The organism is Hydrogenophaga sp. Root209 (assembly GCF_001428625.1).
In the GTDB taxonomy this organism is placed as follows: Bacteria; Pseudomonadota; Gammaproteobacteria; order Burkholderiales; family Burkholderiaceae_C; genus Hydrogenophaga.
Window position 1 is genome coordinate 21,677 of the sequence record NZ_LMIE01000022.1, and the last position, 21,858, is coordinate 43,534.

At 67.1% G+C, this 21,858-nt stretch carries 22 protein-coding genes; 13 read left to right on the forward strand and 9 right to left on the reverse strand.

What is annotated here, in order from left to right:
• Positions 1-41 precede the first annotated feature (41 nt).
• Positions 42-983, reverse strand: coding sequence for a ribosome biogenesis GTPase YlqF (ylqF, locus tag ASE11_RS11635; protein WP_056271077.1), 942 nt, complete (start codon positions 981-983; stop codon positions 42-44).
• Between the two features lie 133 nt (positions 984-1,116).
• On the opposite strand from ylqF, the gene ASE11_RS11640 reads away from it, so the two are divergent.
• The gene (locus ASE11_RS11640) at positions 1,117-1,587 is read left to right on the forward strand and encodes an SRPBCC family protein (RefSeq protein WP_056271080.1); all 471 of its coding nucleotides are present in this window, start codon (positions 1,117-1,119) and stop codon (positions 1,585-1,587) included.
• An 18-nt stretch (positions 1,588-1,605) separates the two neighbouring features.
• On the opposite strand, the gene ASE11_RS11645 is transcribed toward ASE11_RS11640, so the two are convergent.
• From ASE11_RS11645 to ASE11_RS11655, 3 genes are all read right to left on the reverse strand, one after another.
• The gene (locus ASE11_RS11645; RefSeq protein WP_056271084.1) at positions 1,606-2,496 is read right to left on the reverse strand and encodes a dienelactone hydrolase family protein; all 891 of its coding nucleotides are present in this window, start codon (positions 2,494-2,496) and stop codon (positions 1,606-1,608) included.
• 113 nt (positions 2,497-2,609) lie between these two features.
• Positions 2,610-4,169: a glutamate--cysteine ligase gene (gene gshA / locus ASE11_RS11650; protein WP_056271087.1), complete on the reverse strand. Its 1,560-nt coding sequence runs from the start codon at positions 4,167-4,169 to the stop codon at positions 2,610-2,612.
• Between the two features lie 101 nt (positions 4,170-4,270).
• Positions 4,271-5,155 carry a LysR family transcriptional regulator gene (locus ASE11_RS11655; RefSeq protein ID WP_056271092.1) on the reverse strand — a complete coding sequence of 295 codons (885 nt, stop codon included), beginning with the start codon at positions 5,153-5,155 and terminating at the stop codon, positions 4,271-4,273.
• A gap of 116 nt (positions 5,156-5,271) precedes the next feature.
• Here ASE11_RS11655 and ASE11_RS11660 point away from each other — a divergent pair, with 116 nt between their 5' ends.
• Together ASE11_RS11660 and dkgB are read left to right on the forward strand one after the other, a co-directional pair.
• Positions 5,272-6,474 (forward strand): MFS transporter, encoded by a 1,203-nt coding sequence (locus tag ASE11_RS11660; RefSeq protein WP_056271097.1) that lies wholly within the window; start codon positions 5,272-5,274, stop codon positions 6,472-6,474.
• 31 nt (positions 6,475-6,505) lie between these two features.
• Positions 6,506-7,315, forward strand: coding sequence for a 2,5-didehydrogluconate reductase DkgB (gene dkgB / locus ASE11_RS11665; RefSeq protein ID WP_056271101.1), 810 nt, complete (start codon positions 6,506-6,508; stop codon positions 7,313-7,315).
• 6 nt (positions 7,316-7,321) lie between these two features.
• On the opposite strand, the gene ASE11_RS11670 is transcribed toward dkgB, so the two are convergent.
• The gene (locus tag ASE11_RS11670) at positions 7,322-8,281 is read right to left on the reverse strand and encodes a tRNA dihydrouridine synthase (RefSeq protein ID WP_082585690.1); all 960 of its coding nucleotides are present in this window, start codon (positions 8,279-8,281) and stop codon (positions 7,322-7,324) included.
• Positions 8,282-8,568: 287 nt separating this feature from the next.
• On the opposite strand from ASE11_RS11670, the gene ASE11_RS11675 reads away from it, so the two are divergent.
• The 6 genes from ASE11_RS11675 (at position 8,569) to ASE11_RS11700 (ending at position 14,666) form a co-directional block, all read left to right on the forward strand.
• Positions 8,569-9,222, forward strand: a complete 654-nt coding sequence (locus ASE11_RS11675) for an RluA family pseudouridine synthase (RefSeq protein WP_414842453.1) — start codon at positions 8,569-8,571, stop codon at positions 9,220-9,222.
• A 7-nt stretch (positions 9,223-9,229) separates the two neighbouring features.
• Positions 9,230-10,003, forward strand: a complete 774-nt coding sequence (locus tag ASE11_RS11680) for an SDR family NAD(P)-dependent oxidoreductase (protein WP_056271112.1) — start codon at positions 9,230-9,232, stop codon at positions 10,001-10,003.
• A 25-nt stretch (positions 10,004-10,028) separates the two neighbouring features.
• Positions 10,029-10,592: a histidine phosphatase family protein gene (locus ASE11_RS11685; protein WP_156406330.1), complete on the forward strand. Its 564-nt coding sequence runs from the start codon at positions 10,029-10,031 to the stop codon at positions 10,590-10,592.
• A 67-nt stretch (positions 10,593-10,659) separates the two neighbouring features.
• Positions 10,660-11,844, forward strand: coding sequence for a beta-ketothiolase BktB (gene bktB / locus ASE11_RS11690; protein WP_056271119.1), 1,185 nt, complete (start codon positions 10,660-10,662; stop codon positions 11,842-11,844).
• A 3-nt stretch (positions 11,845-11,847) separates the two neighbouring features.
• Positions 11,848-13,209, forward strand: a complete 1,362-nt coding sequence (locus ASE11_RS11695) for an AAA family ATPase (RefSeq protein WP_056271122.1) — start codon at positions 11,848-11,850, stop codon at positions 13,207-13,209.
• Positions 13,209-14,666, forward strand: coding sequence for a VWA domain-containing protein (locus tag ASE11_RS11700; protein WP_056271126.1), 1,458 nt, complete (start codon positions 13,209-13,211; stop codon positions 14,664-14,666). Before ASE11_RS11695 ends, ASE11_RS11700 begins: the two co-directional genes overlap by 1 nt.
• A 31-nt stretch (positions 14,667-14,697) precedes the next feature.
• On the opposite strand, the gene ASE11_RS11705 is transcribed toward ASE11_RS11700, so the two are convergent.
• Complete coding sequence (locus ASE11_RS11705) at positions 14,698-15,438, reverse strand: 2OG-Fe dioxygenase family protein (RefSeq protein WP_056272157.1); 741 nt, start codon at positions 15,436-15,438, stop codon at positions 14,698-14,700.
• A 135-nt stretch (positions 15,439-15,573) separates the two neighbouring features.
• Here ASE11_RS11705 and ASE11_RS11710 point away from each other — a divergent pair, with 135 nt between their 5' ends.
• The gene (locus tag ASE11_RS11710) at positions 15,574-15,972 is read left to right on the forward strand and encodes a bacteriohemerythrin (protein WP_156406331.1); all 399 of its coding nucleotides are present in this window, start codon (positions 15,574-15,576) and stop codon (positions 15,970-15,972) included.
• Positions 15,973-16,016: 44 nt separating this feature from the next.
• Positions 16,017-16,817, forward strand: a complete 801-nt coding sequence (locus ASE11_RS11715; protein ID WP_056272163.1) for a DUF2189 domain-containing protein — start codon at positions 16,017-16,019, stop codon at positions 16,815-16,817.
• Positions 16,818-16,823: 6 nt separating this feature from the next.
• Here ASE11_RS11715 and ASE11_RS11720 read toward each other — a convergent pair whose 3' ends face one another.
• The 3 genes from ASE11_RS11720 to ASE11_RS11730 all read right to left on the reverse strand — a co-directional run bounded on the left by ASE11_RS11720 (position 16,824) and on the right by ASE11_RS11730 (position 19,283).
• Complete coding sequence (locus ASE11_RS11720) at positions 16,824-17,189, reverse strand: hypothetical protein (protein ID WP_056271134.1); 366 nt, start codon at positions 17,187-17,189, stop codon at positions 16,824-16,826.
• A gap of 104 nt (positions 17,190-17,293) precedes the next feature.
• On the reverse strand, positions 17,294-17,554 hold the full coding sequence (locus ASE11_RS11725; protein WP_056271137.1) for a hypothetical protein: 261 nt from the start codon (positions 17,552-17,554) through the stop codon (positions 17,294-17,296).
• A gap of 4 nt (positions 17,555-17,558) precedes the next feature.
• A complete protein-coding gene (locus tag ASE11_RS11730; RefSeq protein ID WP_056271142.1) occupies positions 17,559-19,283 on the reverse strand; it encodes a long-chain fatty acid--CoA ligase in 1,725 nt (574 codons plus the stop codon).
• Between the two features lie 312 nt (positions 19,284-19,595).
• Here ASE11_RS11730 and ASE11_RS11735 point away from each other — a divergent pair, with 312 nt between their 5' ends.
• Positions 19,596-20,633, forward strand: coding sequence for an amino acid ABC transporter substrate-binding protein (locus ASE11_RS11735; RefSeq protein WP_056271145.1), 1,038 nt, complete (start codon positions 19,596-19,598; stop codon positions 20,631-20,633).
• A gap of 6 nt (positions 20,634-20,639) precedes the next feature.
• Positions 20,640-21,857: an ABC transporter permease subunit gene (locus tag ASE11_RS11740; RefSeq protein ID WP_082585691.1), complete on the forward strand. Its 1,218-nt coding sequence runs from the start codon at positions 20,640-20,642 to the stop codon at positions 21,855-21,857.
• Position 21,858 lies beyond the last annotated feature (1 nt).

Here is a 21,858-nt window from a genome sequence, read left to right on the forward strand (position 1 = left end):
CCGCCCAGCGGGCCTTGACGCGGATCAACGCCGCCGGCAACTCAGCGCCGGTCCGGCTTGCGCGGTTTGTTGGCGCGTTCCTTCTTCTTGCTCTGGCGCTCGGCGTCGGCCTGCTGGCCAGCGGCCAGCCAGGCCAGAAACTGTTCGGGCGTCTCCAGCGTGATGCGCCCGAGCACGCCGCTGCGGAAATCGGCGATCAGCAGTTCGGATGCCTTTTGCCAGTTGATGGTGCCGCCCGAGCCGATCGCGCCGCGTTTGCGCGCGATGGCGGCCATCAGTTCCTCGTCGGGCAGGCCGGCCACGGTGTCCAGAGGCAGGCCGAGCTTGTAGCGGGCTTCGAGCTGTGCACCGTAGGTGACCTTGAGTTTGGACAGCAGCTCCAGCGCCACCTCCTGGTCGTCGTAGGCATTGCGGCCCACCGCGCCGCTGGCGGCGAGGTTGTAGCCGCTCTCTGGCACCACAATGCGCGGCCACAGCATGCCGGGGGTGTCGAAGAGGTAGAAGTCGTCGGCCAGCGCGATGCGCTGCTCGGTGCGGGTGATGCCGGCCTCGTCGCCGGTCTTGGCCGCGCGCTTGCCCATGAAGGTGTTGATCAGCGTGCTCTTGCCCACGTTGGGGATGCCGCAGATCAGCACCCGCATGGGCTTGACCATGCCGCCGCGCAGGGGCGCGAGCTCGAAGCACGACGCGATGATGGCGCGCGCTGGCGCGGTGATGCTGGCGTCAAGCGAAATGGCGCGGGTGTTGGGTTGGGCGTTGTAGTGCGCGAGCCAGAGCGCGGTGCGCTCGGGGTCGGCCATGTCCTGCTTGTTGACCACCTTGAGCGCGGGCCGCCCGGCCGTGAGCTCGGCCAGCAACGGGTTGGCGCTGGACCCCGGCAGGCGCGCGTCGAGCATCTCGATCACGACGTCGATGTCCTTCACCCGCTCGGTGATGGCCTTGCGCGTGAGGTGCATGTGCCCGGGGAACCACTGGATGCTCATGGGGGAAGGTCGGGAAATGGGTCTGGAAGAAAGACGGGGACCGGGGATTGTGCCTTGGTGTAACCCCCGGGGGCCGCTTGCGAACCGCGTCCCTACAATGAATTTCCACCACAACAACCCCTTGAGGAGCCCCATGGCCATCACCGTGAAAATCGATCTGGGCTACGAATTCGACGTCAAGGCCCCCGCGGCCGAGGTGTTCGAGGTGCTCTCCAACGTGCCTGAATCGGTCAGCCATTTCCCCAAAGTCGAGAAGCTCACCGACCTGGGCGGCGGTGTCTACCAGTGGGAGATGGAGAAGGTCGGCACCGCGCAGGTGAACATACAGACCATCTACGCCAGCAAATACGTGAATGACAAGGCCAAGGGCACGGTGAAGTGGACACCGGTCAAGGGCATCGGCAACGCGCAGGTGGGGGGCAACTGGAAGATCGTGGACAACAAGAAGTCCACCGGTTTGGCGCTGGCCATTCAAGGCGAGATCGAGGTGCCGCTGCCCGGGTTGATGAAGATGGTGGTGGCGCCGGTGGTCGAGGGCGAATTCGAGAAACTCGTCGAAAAATACATCGACAACCTCATCAAGCGTTTTGGCGGCGAGGCTTGAAGCACCCCCGCCACGCTCTCACGCGTTCAAGTTCTGCTTGAAAAACGCCATGGTGCGATCCCAGGCCAGTTTGGCGGCAGGCGCATCGAAACGCGGCGTGGTGTCGTTGTTGAAGCCGTGCTGCGTGCCCGGGTACTGGTGGGCCGTGTAGCGCACACCGGCGGCTTTCAATGCGGCTTCGTAGGCGGGCCAGGTGGCGTTGATGCGTTCGTCGACAGCGGCGAAATGGATCAGCAGCGGCGCCTTCACTTTCGCGGCATCTGCCACCGGCGGGTGGTTGCCGTAGAACGGCACGACCGCGGCCAGATCGGGGATCTGTGTCGCCAGCATGTGGGCGATGCCCCCGCCATAACAAAACCCCACCACGCCCACACGGCCATTGCTGTCCGCACGGGCTTTGAGCGTGGCTGCGGCGGCCAGCATGTCTTGCCCGGTCTTGGCCTGGTCGAGCGTGGCAAACAACGTGCGTGCCTTGTCTTCGTCGCCGGGGTAACCCCCCAGCGGCGTGAGCGCATCGGGTGCCAGGGCCAGGTAGCCGTCGAGCGCGAGGCGGCGGGTGATGTCTTCGATGTGCGGATTCAGCCCCCGGTTTTCATGGATGACGAGCACGCTGGGCAACCTGCCAGTGGCATTGGCCGGCTTGGCCACATAGGCCTTGACGGTGCCATGGCCCGCGGGTGAAGGCACGTCCACCATCTCGGTTTTCAGGCGCGCATCGTCCTTGGGCACCATCTGCGCCGCCGCAAAGTTGGGGCTGAGCGCGGCCAGCAAGCCGGCGGCTGTCATGCCACCCACGGCAAACTTGCTCGCGCGGTCCAGAAAACCCCGGCGGTCCAGGTCGCCGTGCACGTAGGCGTCAAACAGGATCAGCAGTTCCTGGTCAAAGTCCGCGGCGGTCAGTCGGGTCATGGCGGCTCCTGTGCAAAACGTGCAGGATAGACGCGACCTGCGCCGAATGCGCATTCACCACCCGGGCGTGCGGGTTTTGAGGTGTCGTGAGCAGCATGACGCTGCTCCGGCCATCACGCGATCACGGCGGCCGTGGGCTGCACCTGGGGCCGACCGAGGCGAGCCGCAGAGGTGTACTCCTGCCGGTAGATCTCGAACGGCATGGTGTCCGCCGCTTCGATCGCGCGCTGGTCTTCGACCGACTTGGCCGCCATGGCCTCGAAGCGGGCCTGCTGTTTGGCGCTCCATTCGAGCGAGAGCAGGTGCTGATGCGAAACCAGCGACTGCGCACGCGCAAAGCCCACGAACGAATCGTCGTGGTGCGCGTGCATGGCCTGCAGCACACGGGCCGAGGGCAGCAGCTCGGGCGACTGGAGGTGGGCGATGGCCAGCGCCACGGCGCTGGCGTGTTCGATGCTCCCTTGCGCCTGGTCGAGCGACTCGGCGATGGGCATGAGCTCGGCCAGGATCTCGTTGGCCCATTGCATGAGCGGCACCGCCTGGCCTTCGCGCATGAGGTTCAGGCCCGACTCACGCCCGCGCGCGGCGGTGAGATGCTGGTTGTGCGCGAGTTCGCGGATCTCGGCCGGTGTGTCTGGCGGGCTGTCGGACAACAGGCAGTGCAGCAGGAACACATCGAGGAAACGCAGCGTGGAGGCACCGATGCCGATGGGCTCGAACGGGTTGAGATCCATCAGGCGGACCTCGATGTACTCCACACCTCGCTCGCGCAGCGCGTGCAGCGGGCGCTCGCCCGGGTAGATCACGCGCTTGGGTCGGATGGTGCCGTAGAACTCGTTTTCGATCTGCAGCAGCGTGGTGGCGAGCTGGTTGTAGTCACCCCCCGGGTTGCGGATGCCCACCGCCTCATACGCCGGCCAGGGGCGCGTGAGCGCGTCGTGCAGCGAGGCGGCGTAACCCTCAAGGCCGTTGTAGCTCACCGCCAGCGTGGCCTGCGCCTCGCTCTGATAGCCCAGACGCCCCATGCGCAGCGAGGTGCCGTGCGGCATGTAGAGCGTGCGATCACTGAGCTTCTGCAGCTCGTGCTCGCGGCCTTCGACAAACGACGAACACACCGCCGGCGACGCACCGAACAGCGTGAGCAGCAGGAAGGCGTGGCGGCGGAAATTGCGGATGGTGGCGAAATACTCGTCGCTGGTCACGCCGGGCAGCGACCAGTTGTAGTGAATGCCCGAGATGGTCTGCATGCGCCGGCCATAGCGATGACCCAGACCCATGCGGTAGACGCTCTTGGCACGGCCCACATTGGACGAGCCGTAGAGGCCCAGCGGAATGGTCTCGTCGGTGGGCAGGCCGCAGGGCATGCTGGAGGCCCACATCATCTCGTTGCCCAGCGCGTGCAAGCTGCGCACGGTGTATTGGTGGACCTCGGTGAGCTCGGCCAGGCACGATTCAACCGATTCGTGCACCCCTGTGATGAGCTCAAGCTGCGATTCGCTGTAGTCGGTGGTGATGTGCGGGTGCGTCAGCGCGCTGCCCAGGGCCGCCGGGTGCGGCGTGAGGGCCAGCCGGCCGTCGGGCTGGGCACGAAGGCTCTCTTTTTCAAGGCCACGGCGCATGCCGCGCAGGCGCTCGTTCGTGAGAGCGTCTAGCCGGTGATTCAGAGAAGTCATACAGGGGTCGTGTTGCAGGTCCGGGGGCGGAAGTTAACACGGCTGCGCCATTTCTGCTGGCGCCCAGGTGCCGTGAGCCCGGGCGAGACGGGGCATGGCACTCAGCCCATGCGCTCTTGCAGGAAATCCAGGAAGCACGCGATGCGGGCCGCCAGCTGCGTGTTGCGGTAGTACACGGCGCTGATCGGCTGGCGCACATCCACCGTGTCTTTCACCAGCACCTGCACCAGATCGCCGCGCTCGCGGTCGGTGCTGGTCATGAAGTCGGACAGGCAGGCGATGCCCAGGCCCTGCAGCGCGAGCTGGCGCAGCGTCTCGCCGCTGGAAGCGGTGATGTCGGGCACCACCGGCCATTCGTCGCCATGGGTGCCGCGCAGCGGCCAGCGGTTGAGCGACTCGGGCTGGGTGAAACCCAGCAGGCTGTGCCGGGCGAGGTCGGCCACGCTCTTCGGGCGGCCATGCGCGGCCAGGTAGTCCGGGCTGGCCAGCACCCGGATGCGGCTGGTGCACAGCGCGCGGGCGTGCAGGGTGGAGTCGCGCAGCGCGCCGATGCGGATCGCCACGTCGGTGCGGCGCTCGAGCAGGTCGATGTTGAGCTCGTCGGTGTCGAGTTCGAGCGTGATTTGCGGGTAGGCCCGGCGAAACGCCGCCACCAGCGGCACGATGGCGTGCAGCATGAACGGCGTGGCGGCGTTCACCCGCAGGCGCCCAGCCGGTCGCTGGCGGCGCGCGGCCATGTGCTCTTCGGCGTCGTCGATGGCCGCCAGGATCGCGCGCGTGCGCAGCAGGAAGGCCTGGCCTTCCTCGGTGAGTTCGGTGCGACGGGTGGTGCGGCGCAGCAGCGTGGTGTCGAGCTTTTTCTCCAGCCGTCCCAGCGCCCGGCTGATGCCCGAGACGGTCTGGCCCAGATGGTCGGCGGCGGCGGTGATCGAGCCACCATCCACCACGGCGGCAAAGGCCTGCAGCTCTTCCAGAGTGGTTTTCATGGGTGGTGACTGTCCTCCATTGTTGATTTCACAGCAAGTATCTTTGGCTCAAAACCCCATTTTTCTGCAAATCAATTACGCCCAGACTCCAACTCCTCATCTTCAGGAGTTGTTCCATGCCCATTGCCTTGCTCGCGCTGACGCTCAGCGCATTCGCCATCGGCACGACCGAGTTCGTGATCGTCGGCCTGCTGCCCACGGTGGCGGCGGACCTGGCCATCAGTCTGCCCTCCGCCGGCCTGCTGGTCAGCCTCTACGCGCTGGGCGTTGCCATCGGTGCGCCGGTGCTCACGGCGCTGACCGGCCGCCTGCCGCGCAAGCGCTTGCTGTTGGCGCTGATGGCGCTGTTCACCGCCGGCAACCTGCTGGCCTGGCTGGCGCCCACCTACGAATCGCTGGTGGCGGCGCGCATCCTCACGGGTCTGGCCCACGGCGTCTTCTTCTCCATTGGCTCGACCATCGCCACCGGCCTGGTGCCGCGCGAGAAAGCGGCCAGCGCCATCGCCGTCATGTTCACCGGCCTCACGGTCGCGCTCGTCACGGGCGTGCCGCTGGGCACCTTCATCGGCCAGCATTTCGGCTGGCGCGAGACCTTCCTGGCCGTCTCGGCACTCGGGGTGATCGCCTTCGTCGGCAGCGCGCTCTTCGTGCCGCGCAACATTGCCCACAAGCCACCGGCCTCGCTGTTGCAGCAGGCCCGGGTGCTGGGTCAGCCGCGCCTGCTGCTGGTGTACGCGACCACCGCCATCGGCTACGGCGGCACCTTCATTCCCTTCACCTACCTGGCCTCCATCCTCACCGAGGTTTCGGGCCTGCAAGCCAGTGCGGTGGGCTGGGTGATGCTGGTCTACGGCATCTCGGTGGCCGTGGGCAACCTCTGGGGTGGGCGTCTGGCCGACCGGCTCGGTCCCATCCCGGCGCTGCGCATCATCTTCGCGCTGCTCGCCGCCGTGTTGCTGCTGCTGCAGTTCACCGCACCCCACCCCTGGCTGGCGGTGGGCACCGTGCTGCTGTGGGGCGCCGTGGCCTTTGGCAACGTGCCGGGCCTGCAGGTGTATGTTGTGAAGCAGGCCGAGCGCGTGGCGCCCGATGCGGTGGACGTGGCTTCGGGGTTGAACATCGCGGCGTTCAACCTCGGCATTGCCGGCGCCGCCTGGGCCGGTGGCCTGATCGTCACGCACCTCGGGCTGATCCACACGCCCTGGATCGGCGCGCTGGTGGTGCTGGTGTCGCTGGCCCTTACCCAGCTCAGCGGCGTGTTGGACCGCCGCAGCGGGCTCCCGGTGCGCGGCCACGGTCCGGTACCTGTGGGCCACTGATGCAACCTCTCTTTTCACAACGAAAGAAACCATGACCCACCCCATCCCCGCCTTCGGCCTGGGCACCTTCCGGCTCAAGGACCAGGTCGTGATCGACTCGGTCAGGAACGGCCTCGACCTGGGCTACCGCCTGATCGACACCGCGCAGATCTACGGCAACGAGGCCGAGGTCGGCCAGGCCATCGCCGAGAGCGGCGTGCCGCGCGCCGAGTTGTTCATCACCACCAAGATCTGGACCGACAACCTGGCGGGCGACAAGCTCGTGGCCAGCCTCAAGGACAGCCTGGTGAAGCTGCGCACGGACCACGTGGACCTCACGCTCATCCACTGGCCCTCGCCCGGTGGCGCGGTGCCGGTGGCCGAGTTCATGGGCGCGCTGGCCGAGGCGAAGGCGCAAGGCCTCACGCGCCTGATCGGCGTGTCGAACTTCAACATCGCCTTGCTGCGCGAGGCGATCAGCGCGGTGGGCGCCAGCGAAATCGCCACGAACCAGATCGAGCTGCATCCCTATTTGCAGAACCGCAAGCTGGTGACGTTCGCACACAGCCAGGGCATCCACACCACCTCATACATGACGCTGGCCTACGGTCAGGTGCTGAAGGACCCGGTGGTCAAGGACATCGCCCGGGAGTTGGGCGCCACCGCAGCGCAGGTGGTGCTGGCCTGGGCCATGCAGCTGGGCCACGCGGTCATTCCTTCGTCAACGAAACGCGAGAACCTGCAGAGCAACCTGCTCTCCACCCGGTTGCGTCTGAGCGACGATCAGATGGCGCGCATCGCGGCGCTGGACAAGGGCGGGCGCATGGTCAACCCCGAAGGTCTGGCGCCGGTCTGGGACTGAGCGGCTTCAAGCAGGGCAGGCTTGCTGCTCTGTTTGTCGCTGCAGCCAGGCTTCGATGTGCGCGGTTTCGTTGAAGAGGCGCAGGTCGTCGTAGGCCTGCTGCGCTTCGGGGTAACGCTTGCGCAGGTAGTTGAGCCACTGCTTGAGACGCCCGGCGCGGTGGCGGCGCTCCACGCGCGCGCTCACCTGTTGCCAGAACACCTGAAGCAACGGCGGCAGCACCTCCCAAGCCACGCCGCCCTGCCCCTTGATGGCCAGCGCCAGACCGGGGTCGGTCACCATGCCGCGACCGATCATGAGGTGTTCGCAGCCGGTCACTTCGCGGCAGCGAACCGCGTCGGCCACGGTCCAGATCTCGCCATTGGCGATCACCGGCAGGCGCAGGTGAGAAGGCAGCGACTGGCGCACCTCGGCCAGCCGGTCCCAGTAGGCGGGTGGTCGGTAGCCGTGGGCCTTGGTGCGCGCATGGATCACGAGTTCATCGGCGCCGGCCTCGGCAATCGCATGCGCGCACTCTTCGGCGCGCGTATCGTCGTTGAAACCCAGGCGCATCTTGGCCGACACCGGCACGTGCGCCGGCACGGCGCGGCGCACGGCGGCCACGATGCGGCCGATGAGTTCGGGCTCGTCGAGCAGCACGGCGCCACCGCGGCTCTGGTTGACGGTCTTGGCGGGGCAGCCGAAGTTGAGGTCGATGCCGTGCGGCCCCAGGCCGGCGAGTCGCGCGGCGTTCTCAGCGAGGCAGGTCGGATCGGAGCCGAGCAGTTGCGCGCGCACCGGCACGCCCGCGCGGGTACGACCACCATGGAGCAGCTCGGGCACCACGCGCACGAAGACGCGCTCGGGCAGGAGCATGTCGGTGACGCGGATGAATTCGCTCACGCAACGGTCAATGCCACCGGTGCGCGTGAGCACATCGCGCAGGGTGGCGTCGAGCAAACCTTCCATGGGGGCCAACAAGAGCATGGGGGGTATTGTCCTTTGCATCGGACAATGCTTTCCTATGGCTTCTTGTTTCTCTCCGGTTGGTCCGGTCATCGGCGATCGCGGTGCCCGGCTCCGCGAATGTCCCCCGGGTCGGCTGCGCCGCCCCTCCTCCTTGATTTCGCTGCGCAGAGCGCCGTGCGTCCGCGAGCCTGAAGTGATGCTGGCGCGCAATCGTCCGCACACCAACGAGGCAAGGGGGAGGACCGGCGCAGCCGGTCCGGAGGACATTCGCGGAGCAGAGCGCCGTGCGTCCGCGAGCCCGCGAGGTGCAGGTGAACAATCTCCAAACCATCCACGAAGACCCACACTTCCTCGTGCTGGAAAAACCAGAAGGCTTGCTCGCCGTCCCAGGCCGAGGCCCCGACAAACAGGACTGCCTGAGCACCCGCGCCCAGGCCCGCTGGCCCGACGCACTCGTGGTTCACCGGCTCGACATGGCCACCTCCGGCCTCGTCGTGATGGCCAGAGGCATCGAAGCCCAACGCACGCTGAGCCTGGCGTTTGAAGAACGCCGCGTGCACAAGCGCTACACCGCCGTGGTGGCTGGTGAACTGGTCAACACCCAACCGGACAACGGCTGGAACACCATCAACCTGCCGCTCATGGCCGACTGGTCCAACCGCCCGATGCAGAAGGTGGATCACGAACAGGGCAAACCCAGCATCACCCGCTGGCGCATCGCACCGGGCCACACAGTCCCCGGCACCACACGGCTCGAACTTGAACCCGTGACCGGTCGCACCCACCAGCTGCGCGTGCACCTGCAAGCCCTTGGACACCCCATGGTTGGAGATGCGTTGTACGCTGCGCCCGACCAACACGCCATGGCCAACCGCCTGCTGCTGCACGCCCACTGGCTTTCGCTGCCGCACCCCCTGGATGGCCAGACCATCGAATTCCACAGCCCCTGCCCCTTCTGAACACACCATGACGCCACAACACCTCACCATCCTCACCGGCGCCTCGCGCGGCATGGGCCTGGCCATGGCCCGCCAGCTGCTCGGCCCCACGCGCCACCTGTTGTGCATCTCGCGCCAGGTCAACGACGACCTGACCGCAGAAGCCAGGACCCTCGGTGCCACGCTCACCCAATGGTCACAAGACCTCGCCGACACCACGGCGGCCGCCAACCGGCTGCAAGCGTTTCTGGAGAGCCAGCCCGCGAGCGCCTGGGCCAGCGCCACGCTGATCAACAACGCCGGGGTGATCCCGCGCATCGGCCCGCTGGACCACTGCCCGCCCGACGACCTGGCCAATGCGCTGCGCGTGGGGCTGGAAGCCCCCATGCAGCTCACCGCCGCCTTTCTGCGTGCCACCACCGCCTGGGTGCAGGGCGGCTGGCGCGGGCCGCGCAAGGTGCTCAACATCTCCTCGGGTCTGGGGCGCAGCGCCATGGCCGCGCAAGCACCCTACTGCGCCGCCAAGGCCGGCATGGACCACTTCACTCGCTGCAGCGCGCTCGACGAAGCGCAGCGCGAGCACGGGGCGCGCCTGGTCTCTCTGGCGCCCGGCGTGATCGACACCGACATGCAGGTTCAGTTGCGCGCGGGCGACCCCGAAGCCTTTCCTGACCGCAGCCGCTTCGTGGAACTCCAGCGCCAGGGCCAGCTCACATCGCCTGTGGATGCCGCAGCCCGCGTGCTCGCCTTTCTGGACCGCGCGGATTTCGGCGAACAGCCGGTGGCGGATGTGCGCGGCTGAGCCATCCAGCCAGCAGGAGTCCCTCATGAACCGACGTGAATTTGCGCTCTCGACCGCCGTCGGGCTCGCCCTGCCCGCCCGCGCCCAGGCCCCAGGCTTCTGGACCCTGCTGCGCGAAGGCGGCTGCGTGGTGCTCATGCGCCACGCGCAAACCGAACCCGGTGTCGGCGACCCACCCAACTTCAAGCTGGGTGAGTGCGGCACCCAGCGCAACCTGAGCGAAGTCGGGCGCGAACAGGCGCGGCGCGTGGGCGCGGCTTTCACGCGCGAACGCGTCAAGCTCGACCAGGTGCGCTCCAGCGTCTGGTGCCGCTGTGTGGACACCGCCATGCTGGCCTTCAAGCAGAACACCGTTTGGCCACCGATCAATTCGTTCTTCGGTGGCGGCCAGGACGAGCAGACCCGCGCGGTGCTGGCCGCGGTGGAGGGTTGGCAGGCACCGCGCAACCTGATGCTGGTCACGCACCAGATCAACATCTCCGCCCTCACCGGCGAGTTTCTGACCATGGGCGAAGTCTTCGTGACGCGCCCAGGCTCCCAGGGCAGCCACGCCAACCGCTTGCGCGTGCTCGCCCGCCAGACGTTCTGACGCAGGTCAATGTGGGCGCTGGTGCGAGGGCTACGATAGCGGCTGCCCAAACCACCAGGAGACCCCCATGAGCAGAGAAGTTGTTGTCGTCAGCGCCGTGCGCACCGCCATTGGCACCTTTGGCGGCAGCCTGAAGGACCAGGCCCCCACCGAACTCGGCGCGCTGGTCGTGCGTGAGTCGCTAGCCCGCGCCGGCGTGGACGGCAAGGACGTGGGCCACGTGGTGTTTGGCCATGTCGTCAACACCGAGCCGAAGGACATGTACCTCTCGCGCGTGGCCGCCATCAACGGCGGTTGTGCCGAGGGCACGCCCGCCTTCAACGTCAACCGGCTGTGCGGCTCGGGCCTGCAGGCCATCGTCTCGGCCTCGCAGAGCATTCTGCTCGGCGACGCCGACGTGGCCATCGGCGGGGGTGCGGAAAACATGAGCCGCGCACCGTTTGCCAGCCTCAACATGCGCTGGGGCGCCCGCATGGGCGACACCAAGATGGTGGACATGATGGTCGGCGCGCTGCACGACCCCTTCCACACCATCCACATGGGTGTGACGGCCGAGAACATCGCGGCCAAGTGGGGCATCACCCGCGACGACCAGGACAAGCTGGCGGTTGAAAGCCACAACCGCGCGCAACGCGCCACCGTGGAAGGCCGCTTCAAGGACCAGATCGTGCCGGTGGTGCTCAAGAGCAAGAAGGGCGATGTGTCCTGGGCGACCGACGAACACTTCCGCCCCGACTGCACGATGGACGATCTGGCCAAGCTCAAGCCGGTGTTCCTGAAAGAAAACGGCACCGTGACCGCCGGCAATGCCTCGGGCCTCAACGACGCGGCCGCGGCCGTGGTGCTGATGGAGGCCGGTGCGGCCAAGGCACGCGGCGCCAAGCCGCTGGCGCGGCTGGTGTCGTACGCGCACGCCGGTGTGGACCCGAAGTACATGGGCATAGGCCCGGTGCCGGCCACGAAGATCGCGCTGGAGAAGGCTGGCCTGACGGTGAAGGACCTGGACGTGATCGAGGCCAACGAAGCCTTCGCCGCGCAGGCCTGCGCCGTCACGCGCGATCTCGGACTGGACCCGGCCAAGGTCAACCCCAACGGTTCGGGCATTTCGCTGGGCCACCCCATCGGCGCCACCGGCGCGCTGATCACGGTCAAGGCCATCCACGAGTTGCACCGTGTGCAGGGCCGCTACGCGCTGGTGACCATGTGCATCGGTGGTGGGCAAGGCATCGCGGCGATTTTCGAAAGGGTCTGAAGCATGTCGCGCTGGGCGCCCGCCCTGGCCGAACTCGAACGCGGCCTGCTGCAGCGCGACGTGGCCGCACGCGCGCTGCTGCTCGCCGCGCTCGCGGGTGAACATGTGCTGCTGCTCGGCCCGCCGGGCACCGCCAAGAGCGAGCTCGCGCGGCGGCTGCAGCGTCTGTTGCCGGGCGCGCACTACTTCGAGCGCCTGCTCACGCGCTTCACCGTGCCCGAAGAACTCTTCGGCCCGCTCTCGCTGCGCGCACTCGAAGACGACCGCTACGAACGCCTGACCGAGGGCTACCTGCCCAGCGCCGAGGTGGCTTTTCTCGACGAAGTCTTCAAGGCCAACTCGGCCATCCTCAACACCCTGCTGGGTCTGTTGCACGAACGCCAGTTCGACAACGGCAGCCAGCGCCTGCCGGTGCCGCTGGTGTGCTTGGTGGGCGCGAGCAACGAGCAGCCGCAGGACGACAGCCTGCTCGCCTTTTACGACCGCTTCCTGCTGCGCGTGCCGGTGCTGCCGGTGGACGAAGCGCACTTCGCCGCGCTGCTGCAAACCAGCGTCCTCACCCCGGAAGCACCGCCGCCCGAGGCGCTGATCAACCACGAGCGGCTCAAGGCCCTGCGCGACCAGGCACCCCACACAGCGCTGGGCGAGCCCGTGCTCGCGCTTCTGCTGCAGGCGCGCCAGCACGCCACGCAGACCGGTCAGCCGGTGTCCGACCGACGCTGGCGCCAACTGGTGGAGCTGCTGAAGCTGCAAGCCACCAGCCGCGGCGCGCACGAGGTTGGGCTGTGGGACCTGTGGGTGCTGCCCTGTGTGCTCGCCGCCGATCCCGCCCATGCACCGGGCTGGATCGACTTCTTCATGCACCGCGTGGCGCAGACCGAACCCTTCCCTCTGGACGGCCTGGAGCGCGCGGTCATGGCCTTCGAGCAACAACTCGACATCGAGCGCCGTGCACCCACCGACGCGCAGGACGACAGCGCCGGCAAGGTGGCCTTGGCCCGGTCCATCGCCGGGCCCACCGCCAGTGAGAGCGAGATGGTGCGACTGACCACTGAACGCGCGCAACGGCGCTACAGCCCCGTGCACATCGAGGCCCGCGTGGTACAGGCCGATGCACTGCTGGATCGCTTGCGCAGCCTGCACGGCGCATTGACGGAGACGGCGCAGACGGTGCTGGGCGCCGCGCGTTCGCACGACTGGCTGCCTCCTTCATGGCTGGCGCAGATCGAAGCCGTGCACCTGGGCCGCTGTGCCAGTGTGGTGGTGCTGCTGGCACAGCTGCAGACCACGCGCACCGGCTTCGCAGGTCTGCCGGTCGACGAAACGCTGACGAATCGTCCCGCGCCGGTGAGCTGGGAAACGTGATGGCTTCGACAGACTCAGCCTGCGCCCCCTACCACCACCTCGACGCCCTCCCCCGCGAACTCTGGCGCTCGGCCGTGGTGTGCAGCAGCGGCCAGGCCAGCAAGCGCCTGCCCCACATGGCTCGCTGGATGTATGCACTCCTGGCCGGCGCCTTGCCCGACGCAGCCGACGATTTCGGCGATGACGTCGCCACGCAGGCGCTGCGGCCCCTGCTCGTGGAGCTGGAGCTGCTGACGCTCACGCAGGGCAGCGCGCCGCTCACGCGCCAGGTCATGCAAAGCCTGCTGTGGCACCTGGACAGCCTGATCGACCGCCCGACCGACGAGCCCCGCGACCAGGCCATCGCGCGCATGCGCAACGAGTTTCGCGACAGCTGGGACGTGCAGCGCCAGGGCTGGGACGAGGTGCTCTCGCTGCTGCAGTCGCTGGGCGATCTGGCGCACCTGCGCTGGGACGATCTGCAGGGCCACCTGAACCGGCGTGAATGGGGTGAGGCCCGGCGCATCGGCGAACTGCTGCAGCGCCTGCCGCAGCTCGCGCGCTTCATCGACGGTGTGGGCCGGCGCGAGCATGCACAGCACCCGCCGGCCATCACCACCCAACCCGATGCGCGCGATCAGATACCCGCGGCGCGTCACCCCGCCGACGAAGAAGAGCGCCGGCCCGAGCCCACCGCGGTGGACGGCGTGCGCCGCTCGCGCACGCTGGCGCGCATGGCCGGTGGCGAAAGCCTCAACCTCACCCACCCGGTGCTGCGCCGGCTGTGGCGTGCGCGTTTTGCCGAAGCCCAACTATTGACCTACGACGACCGTGCGCGCGAACAGTCACAGCGCCCGCTGCCGCAGCCCGAACTCCAAGCGCTGCGCCGCGCCGTCACCCAGGCCGGGCGCGGCCCGCTCATCGTGTGCCTGGACACCTCGGGCTCGATGCGCGGCGCACCGGAGAACGTGGCCAAGGCCTGTGTGCTGCAAGCCCTGCGCAGCGCGCACGCGGGCCATCGCGCCTGCCGCCTGCTGGCTTTCGGCGGACCCGACGAACTGCTGGAACGCGACATGGCCATGGACGCCGAGGGCCTGTCGCACCTGCTCGACCTCATGGGTCAGAGCTTCGATGGCGGCACCGACGTGCAGACGCCGATGGAGCGCGCTGTGCAACTGGTGCAGACCACCGAATGGCAAGAAGCCGACCTGCTGATCGTGAGCGATGGCGAGTTCGGCGTGACCCACCAGACGCTGGCGCAACTGCGTGACGCCAAACAGCACTTGGCCCTGCGCGTGCACGGCATCCTGATCGGCGACCGCGAGACCGTGGGCCTGGCCGAGGTGTGCGACCACCTGCACTGGGTGCGCGAATGGCGCCGCTACGGCAGCGGCACCACGGTGGTGGGCGACGACTTCTCGCCGGTGCACAGCCGCAGCCTCACGGCGCTGTATTTTCCGAACGCGATCCGGCGGTGATCCCGACGGGGGTCAGCAACACGGGCGCAGCTCAGTCGCCCTGAAAACCACCGGCGCGGCAAGTCACCACCAGCGTGTCGCGCCAGCCCAGCGCGTCGCCCTCCAGCGGCTGAATGGGCGTGCTCTCGTGGATCACGCGCGCATCGTCCAGCAGCAACAGCGACCACGGCTCGCGCAGCGTGAAGCGCTGGCCGCCCGGGCCGTTGGCCTCGAACACGCGACTCTCGCCGCCCTTGATGCCGTGGCGGCCCACCATGAACACGGCCACCAGGTCCACGCCGTCGCGGTGCGCGCCTTCGGGCGTGGGGCGGCCAATGCCGTCGGTGGTGTCGATGCGAAAGGGGTGCGCCTCCATGAACCAGGGCTGCTCGCCGCGCAGCGCGCTGGCCACCTCGCCCAGGCGCATCAGCAGGCGGCTCCAGACCGGCTGCCCGACCACCGCCGGCTCCATGGGTTCGAACCAGCGTTGCATGCCACCGTGCAAGGCGTTGTATTCCAGCGGCTGCCAGTGCGCCCGGTGCGGCGACGGCTGCACCTGTTCACCGTCCACCACAAAGCAGCTGTGGCGTCGGCTGCGGTAGCGCCCGCCGTCCTTCAGGTAGGCGTCGGCCGGCAGATGGTCCCAGCCAGCGTGCAGGGCCTGCAGTTCATCCGCGCTGGCTGGCAACCATTCGGCCACGCTGGCGGCGCTGAGCAGTGCGAATCCGGTGGCCTTGAGGGACGCGTCGAGCTGTGGAAGGGGAACGTAGGGGGGCTGGAATTCGCTGGTCATGGTGCGGCAGTTTACCGGCGGCGCCAAGCGCGGCCGCGCGGCTTGACTCGCTTTCATGCGCTGGATCAAAGCGCCGTCGTCCGACCGGGCGCAAGCTCCGCGAAGGCCGTGTGAATCCCGGCCAAGGAGGCAAACATGCAGGCTTTGAAATGGACCCCCGCCTTGTGGCTGGACTTTGAACCCATGGACGGGATGAACCGCGAATTCATGGAACGGCTGGGAAGCGCGCAGGCCGCGCCCGACGACCGACTGGTCGAGACCTGGCAGGCGCTGGTGCAGCATGCCGTGGCGCATTTCAGCACCGAGGATGCCTGGATGCGCCGGGAAGCCTTTGCCACGGCCGATCAACACACCCTGGAACACCGCGTGGTGCTCAACCTGCTGCGTGAAGGCCTGGGCAAAGCGCAGGGCGGGGACCTGGCGCCGGCTCGCCAGATGGCGGCCGAGCTGGGCGCATGGTTCAGCCGGCACACGCAGTCGCTGGATGCGGCCCTGGCCCTGCACATGCGCCGCGTCACCTCGGCAACGGCCTGACGCTGCGGTTGGTGGTTCAATCGATGGCCACAGAGGAGGACTTCATGACCGAAGCCACGCCCGCCACCGAGAGCCCATCCGAACCACCACGGCCCCCGTCGGTGTTCGACCTGACCGTGACCGACCTGCGCGCGGGCGATCCACTGCAATGGCTTCGTCTGGGCTGGGCCGACTTCGTGCGCTGCCCGCGCATCGGCCTGTTCTACGGCCTGTGTTTTTTCCTCATGGGCCATGCACTGCTGGCGGTCTTTCGCGCCGCACCGGCCTATGTGCTGGCCTTGAGCGCGGGCTTCCTGCTCATGGGCCCGTTTCTCTGCCTGGGCCTGTACGACGTCAGCCGCGCACTGCAGAATGGTCAACGTCCGTCGCTGCGGGCCTCGCTGCTGGCGTGGCGGCCGACGCAGGGCAGCATGGCGATCTTCGCGGGCGTGCTGCTGATCCTGGAGATGCTGTGGGGCCGCGCTTCGCTGGTGGTGTTTGCCGTGACCTTCAACACCATGCCATCCACGACGAACCTGCTGGCCCAGCTGATCAACCCTGAGAACCTGTCCTTCCTGATCACCTACACGGTGGTCGGTGGCCTTTTTGCCTCCCTCATCTTTGTCACCAGCGTGATCTCGATCCCGATGATCATGGACCGCCGGGTTGACGCGATCTCGGCGGGACTCACCAGCATCCGTGCGTGTCTGCAGAACCCGGGCGTGATGCTGCAGTGGGGCGCGCTGATCACGCTGCTGGTGGGCCTGGCGATGCTGCCGCTGTTCGCGGGCCTGTTCGTGATCGGGCCGGTGGTGGGCCACGCCACCTGGCACGCCTACCAGGGCACGGTGAGCGACCCGGCCTGAGGAGGCTCAGCGACCGGGTGGTGTGTCGCCGCGTTGACCGTTGCCCCGTCGGCCAGGACGCTTGCCCAGCAACGCTGGCTCGATGCTGTCTTCAAACAGCGGCCACAGGGCCTGCACGCGCTCCAGTGCCACCTCTTCACCCATGGAGCGACACAGGCGCTGGTGCAGCTCCACACGCATGAACCACAGGCTTTTGGGATCCACCGCCACCAGCAAGCGGTGGCGCAGGCGCTCGTCTTCCCAACTGGGTTCGTTGGGCAGCAGCTCCAGCATGGCGCGGCGGATGCGGGACAACGCTGCGGGATCGTGACGAACCGGATCGCTCACAAGGCGTTGCGTGACGGTGTCCAGGATGGTGGAGAAGATGCGCATCGGGTAGCAATCTTTTTGTTTGAGCCATGAACCAACACAACGCATTCAGGGGGTGCGCATTCCCGCGCTTCCGCCCTGCTTTGTAACACGCGTGACGTTATGTATCAACGATCTGCGTTCGAGACAGGGGAGCTGGCCGGCCGGTTCGGATCGGTCTCGCGCCACAGGCGCACGGTCAGCCACCAGCCGATGAGCGAATTGGTGAGCGCAAACACGCTCACCACCAGGCGGATGCCCATGGGCGGATCGCTCAGCTGAAGGAAGCCGACCATGAAACTGGAGAGTGCGCTGAACCCCAGCATGAGCCAGAACAGGCCGCGACGGGGCTGCCAGAGGCGGTGGAAGACGTGAGAAATCGAGGGCATGCCGTCATTGTGCCGGCCGGGCTTTGCTGGCTTCCTGCTCCTGCAAGAGCCGCCACATCACCTTGCCGCTGCCGCTCTTGGGCAAGGCGGTGAGGAACTCCACGGTGCGCGGGCATTTGTAGACCGCCATGTGCTCACGGCACCAGTCCAGGATGTCCTGCTCGCTCGTGGTCTCGCGGTGCGACTCCCGCAGCACCACCAGCGCCTTCACGCTTTCTCCGCGGTAGGCGTCGGTGGTGGCGATCACGCAGGCTTCGGCAATGGCCGGGTGCTTGAACATCAGCACCTCCACCTCGGCCGGCCAGACTTTGAAGCCGCTGGCGTTGATCATTCGCTTGAGGCGGTCGGTGATGAAGTAGTAGCCGTCTTCATCGATGCGGCCGAGGTCACCCGAGCGGAAGAATCGTTTGCCATCGATGGTGATGAAGGCGGCCTCGGTGGCCTCGGGCCGTTTCCAGTAACCGTCGAACACCTCGGGGCCACAGATGATGATCTCGCCGGCTTCGCCCTGCGGCATGTCCTCCAGCGTGATCGGGTCGACCACCCGCGCTTCGGTGCTCATGAACGGAATGCCCAGGCATTGCTGCTTCGGGTGGTCGGGTGGGTTGTTGTGCGACGGCGCGGCGGTCTCGGTGAGGCCATAGCCCTCGGAATAGCGAAGCCCGTACTGCTCCAGCAGGCGCTGCGCCACCGCCTGCGGCATGGCCGCGCCGCCACCGCCCACCAGCACCAGGCTGGAAAGGTCATACTGATCAAAGCGCGGGCTGGCCAGCAGGTCGATCACCATGGTGGGGATGTTGGTCCAGTGCGTAACGCGCCAGCGCGAGATCAGCTGGCCGGCGAGTTCGCGGTCCCAGCGGGGCATCACCACCAGGGTCGCGCCGTTGTAGATGGAAGCATGCATGCCGGCCACCATGCCGGTGATGTGGAACATGGGCACCACGAGCAGTCCCACGTTCTCCGAAGTGCTGTTGGTCCACAGGCCCACGGCCACCGCGTTGTGCATGAGCGTGCGGTGCGGGTGCATGCAGCCCTTGGGCAGGCCCGTGGTGCCGCTGGTGTAGGGCAGCACGGCGAGATCGTCCGGACCGCGGTTGTGGGCCGGCGCGGTGTCGCTGCAGGCCAGGGCCTCGGCCCAGTCGCTCACCGTGCCGCCGGGCAGCGTGGGCACAGCGTGGCGCGCGCCCAGCCACTCGGCCCAGGCCGGCGGTATGTCGGCCCGGGGGCCGAAAGCGTCGCTGTAGTGCGAGACGACCAGATGGCGCAGGCGATCACTCTCGCGCACCTCGGCATTGGCCTTGATCAACTCGCCGGCCAGGTCGGCCGCGGCAATCGCCACGCGCGCGTCGGGGTCGGTGATGTAGTGCTGCAGCTCGTCCGAGCGGTTCATCGGATTCACCGGCACCACCACCGCGTTGGCCCGCAGGATGGCGAAGTGCGCGACGATCCACTGTGGGCAGTTCTGCATGAGCAGGATCACGCGGTCGCCGTCTTGCACACCCTGTGCGCGCAGGTGAGCAGCGAGCCGCTCGGCCTGTTCCAGCAACTGTCGGTAGGTCAGCACCTGGTCGAAGAAGACCAGTGCGGTCTTGTCGGGGTAGCGCTGCGCACTGACCACCAGGTTGTGCCACAGCGACGTGGCTGGCGAGTTGATTCTGTGCGGCAGGCGCTTGGGCCAGAAGCGGTAGTGAGGCGCGGAAAGGCCCGCCTCCTTGGTGCTGTTGCTCATGCGCTGGTCTCCGTTGTTCTGCGTTTGGACCGAAGGATACGGGTCGCCCTCTCCGAAAGAAAACGCAACTTGTCGCGGGAGAGACCTTGACCACCAGCCCCTCAATGGCACGGAACCTGCGTACCCAAGTTCACGGGCGTGCGCGTGATTCCGTCGCGATGTCGTCATGTGCTATTTGCATGGCTTTCACACGTAAACCCCGATCCCGGGTCCAAAACCCGGGGGATACATTCGGTTGCGGTCGCGATGCGCACCCAATAGGTGCGCAACCAGCGCCGACGGACATTCTTTCAAACACCTTGGAGAGACCAGATGACGATGACAACCCTGAAACTCGCAGCCGTGGGCCTGAGCGCCGCGGCCACCCTGGCCAGCTTTCCCGCACACGCGGGCAAGGACCTTGATGCCATCAAGAAACGCGGCGAGTTGATCTGTGGAGTCAACACCGCACTGCCCGGCTTCTCGGCGGCCGACAGCCAGGGCAAGTGGAGCGGCATGGACGTGGACGTGTGCCGCTCGGTGGCCGCTGCCGTTCTCAGCAGCCCGGACAAAGTGCGCTACGTACCCTTGACCGCTCAGCAACGCTTCACCGCCCTGCAGTCGGGCGAGATCGACATCCTCGCCCGCAACACCACCTGGACCCTGACCCGCGACGCCTCCCTGGGCCTGAGCTTCACCGGCGTGAACTTCTACGACGGCCAGGGTTTCATGGTGCCCAAGAAGCTCAACGTGAAAAGTGCCAAACAGCTCAAAGGCGCCACGGTGTGCGTGCAGTCCGGCACCACCACCGAGCTCAACCTGACCGACTATTCGCGCGCCAACAAGCTCAACATGAAACCTGTGGTGTTCGAAAAGCTCGAAGCCGCCCTGGCCGCTTATTCGTCCGGGCGCTGCCAGGCCTACACCACCGACGCCTCGGGCCTGGCCTCCAGCCGCGCCAAGGACATGGCCAAGCCCGACGACCACGTGATCCTCCCCGAGTTGATCTCCAAGGAACCTCTGGGCCCGGCCGTGCGCCGGGGTGACGACGAGTGGGCCGCCATCGTCCGATGGGTCGGTTTCGCCTTGCTGGAGGCCGAGGAATACGAAGTGACTCAGGCCAACGTCGACCAGATGAAGACCAGCAGCACCAATCCGGGCGTGATGCGCCTGCTGGGTGCGGGCACCGAAGACACCGGCAAGCTGCTCGGGCTGGACAAGGAATGGGCTTACCGCGCCGTCAAGGCCACCGGCAACTACGGCGAGATCTTCGAGCGCCACGTTGGCCCCAAGACCGCCATCGGCCTGCCCCGTGGCAGCAACAACCTCTGGAGCAAAGGCGGCCTGATGTACGCACCTCCGGTGCGCTGAACCCGCATGCCGCCACGCACCGTTGGTTCATCCACTTTCGAGGCTGTCTTGAAATCCCCCACTCCCCCTCCCCAACGGCGCCAGTGGTCGCTCAACAGCCGGGCCACCCGCGGCCTGCTGTTCCAGCTGATAGCGCTGGTCCTCATCGCACTGGGCATCTGGTTCCTCGCGCACAACACGCAACGCAACATGCAGGTGCGTGGCATCCAGAGCGGCTTCGACTTCCTGGGCTCCGCCGCCGGTTTCGACATCGGCGAAACCCTCATCGCCTACGACCCGAGCGAGAGCTACGGCAAGGCCATCTGGGTCGGCGTGCTCAATACGTTGAAGGTGGCCGGACTGGGCATCCTCTTCACCACCATCCTGGGGGTTCTGCTGGGTGTGGGCCGCTTCTCGCGCAACGGTCTGGTGCGCGGCATCTGCTATGGCTACGTTGAGCTGTTCCGCAACGTGCCCATCCTGCTGCAGCTGCTGATGTGGTACCTGATCTTCATCCAAGTCCTGCCAGCGTCCAACGAGGCCTGGAGCATCGCCGGCCTGTTTTTCCTGAGCAAGGGTGGGTTCGCCTTTCCCTACCCCACCGCCGGCCTGGGAGCCGTGACGGCCGGGGCCGCTGTGGGACTGGTGGCCGTGTGGCTCTGGCTGCGCAGGGTTCAGCAGCGCTTTGAAGCCACCGGGCACGATGGCGACCGGCTGTGGACCCCCATCGCCCTGGTCATCGCGTGTGCCGTCGCCGGCTGGGCCATCTCCGGCATGCCGACCGAATGGAACGTGCCCGAGCAGTTGGTGTTCATGGTCGACGGCGGTGTGTCCGCCACACCCGAGTTCATGACCATCCTCGTGGGGCTGGTCATGTACACCTCGGCCTTCGTGGCCGAGGTGGTGCGCAGCGGCATCCAGTCGGTCAGCCGGGGCCAGGATGAAGCCGCCGCCGCGCTGGGTCTGGATCCGCGCCAGAAGATGAGGCTGGTGGTGCTGCCGCAGGCCATGCGGGTGATCGTCCCACCCCTCACCAACCAGTACCTCAACCTGACCAAGAACTCCTCGCTCGCAGTGGCCATCGGCTACCCCGACGTGGTGTCGATCGCCAACACCACCATCAACCAGAGCGGTCGCGCGGTGGAGTGCATTGCCATCATCATGCTGGTCTACCTCACCACATCACTCAGCACATCGCTGCTGATGAACTGGTACAACCAGCGCGTGGCGATCAAGGAGCGATGAG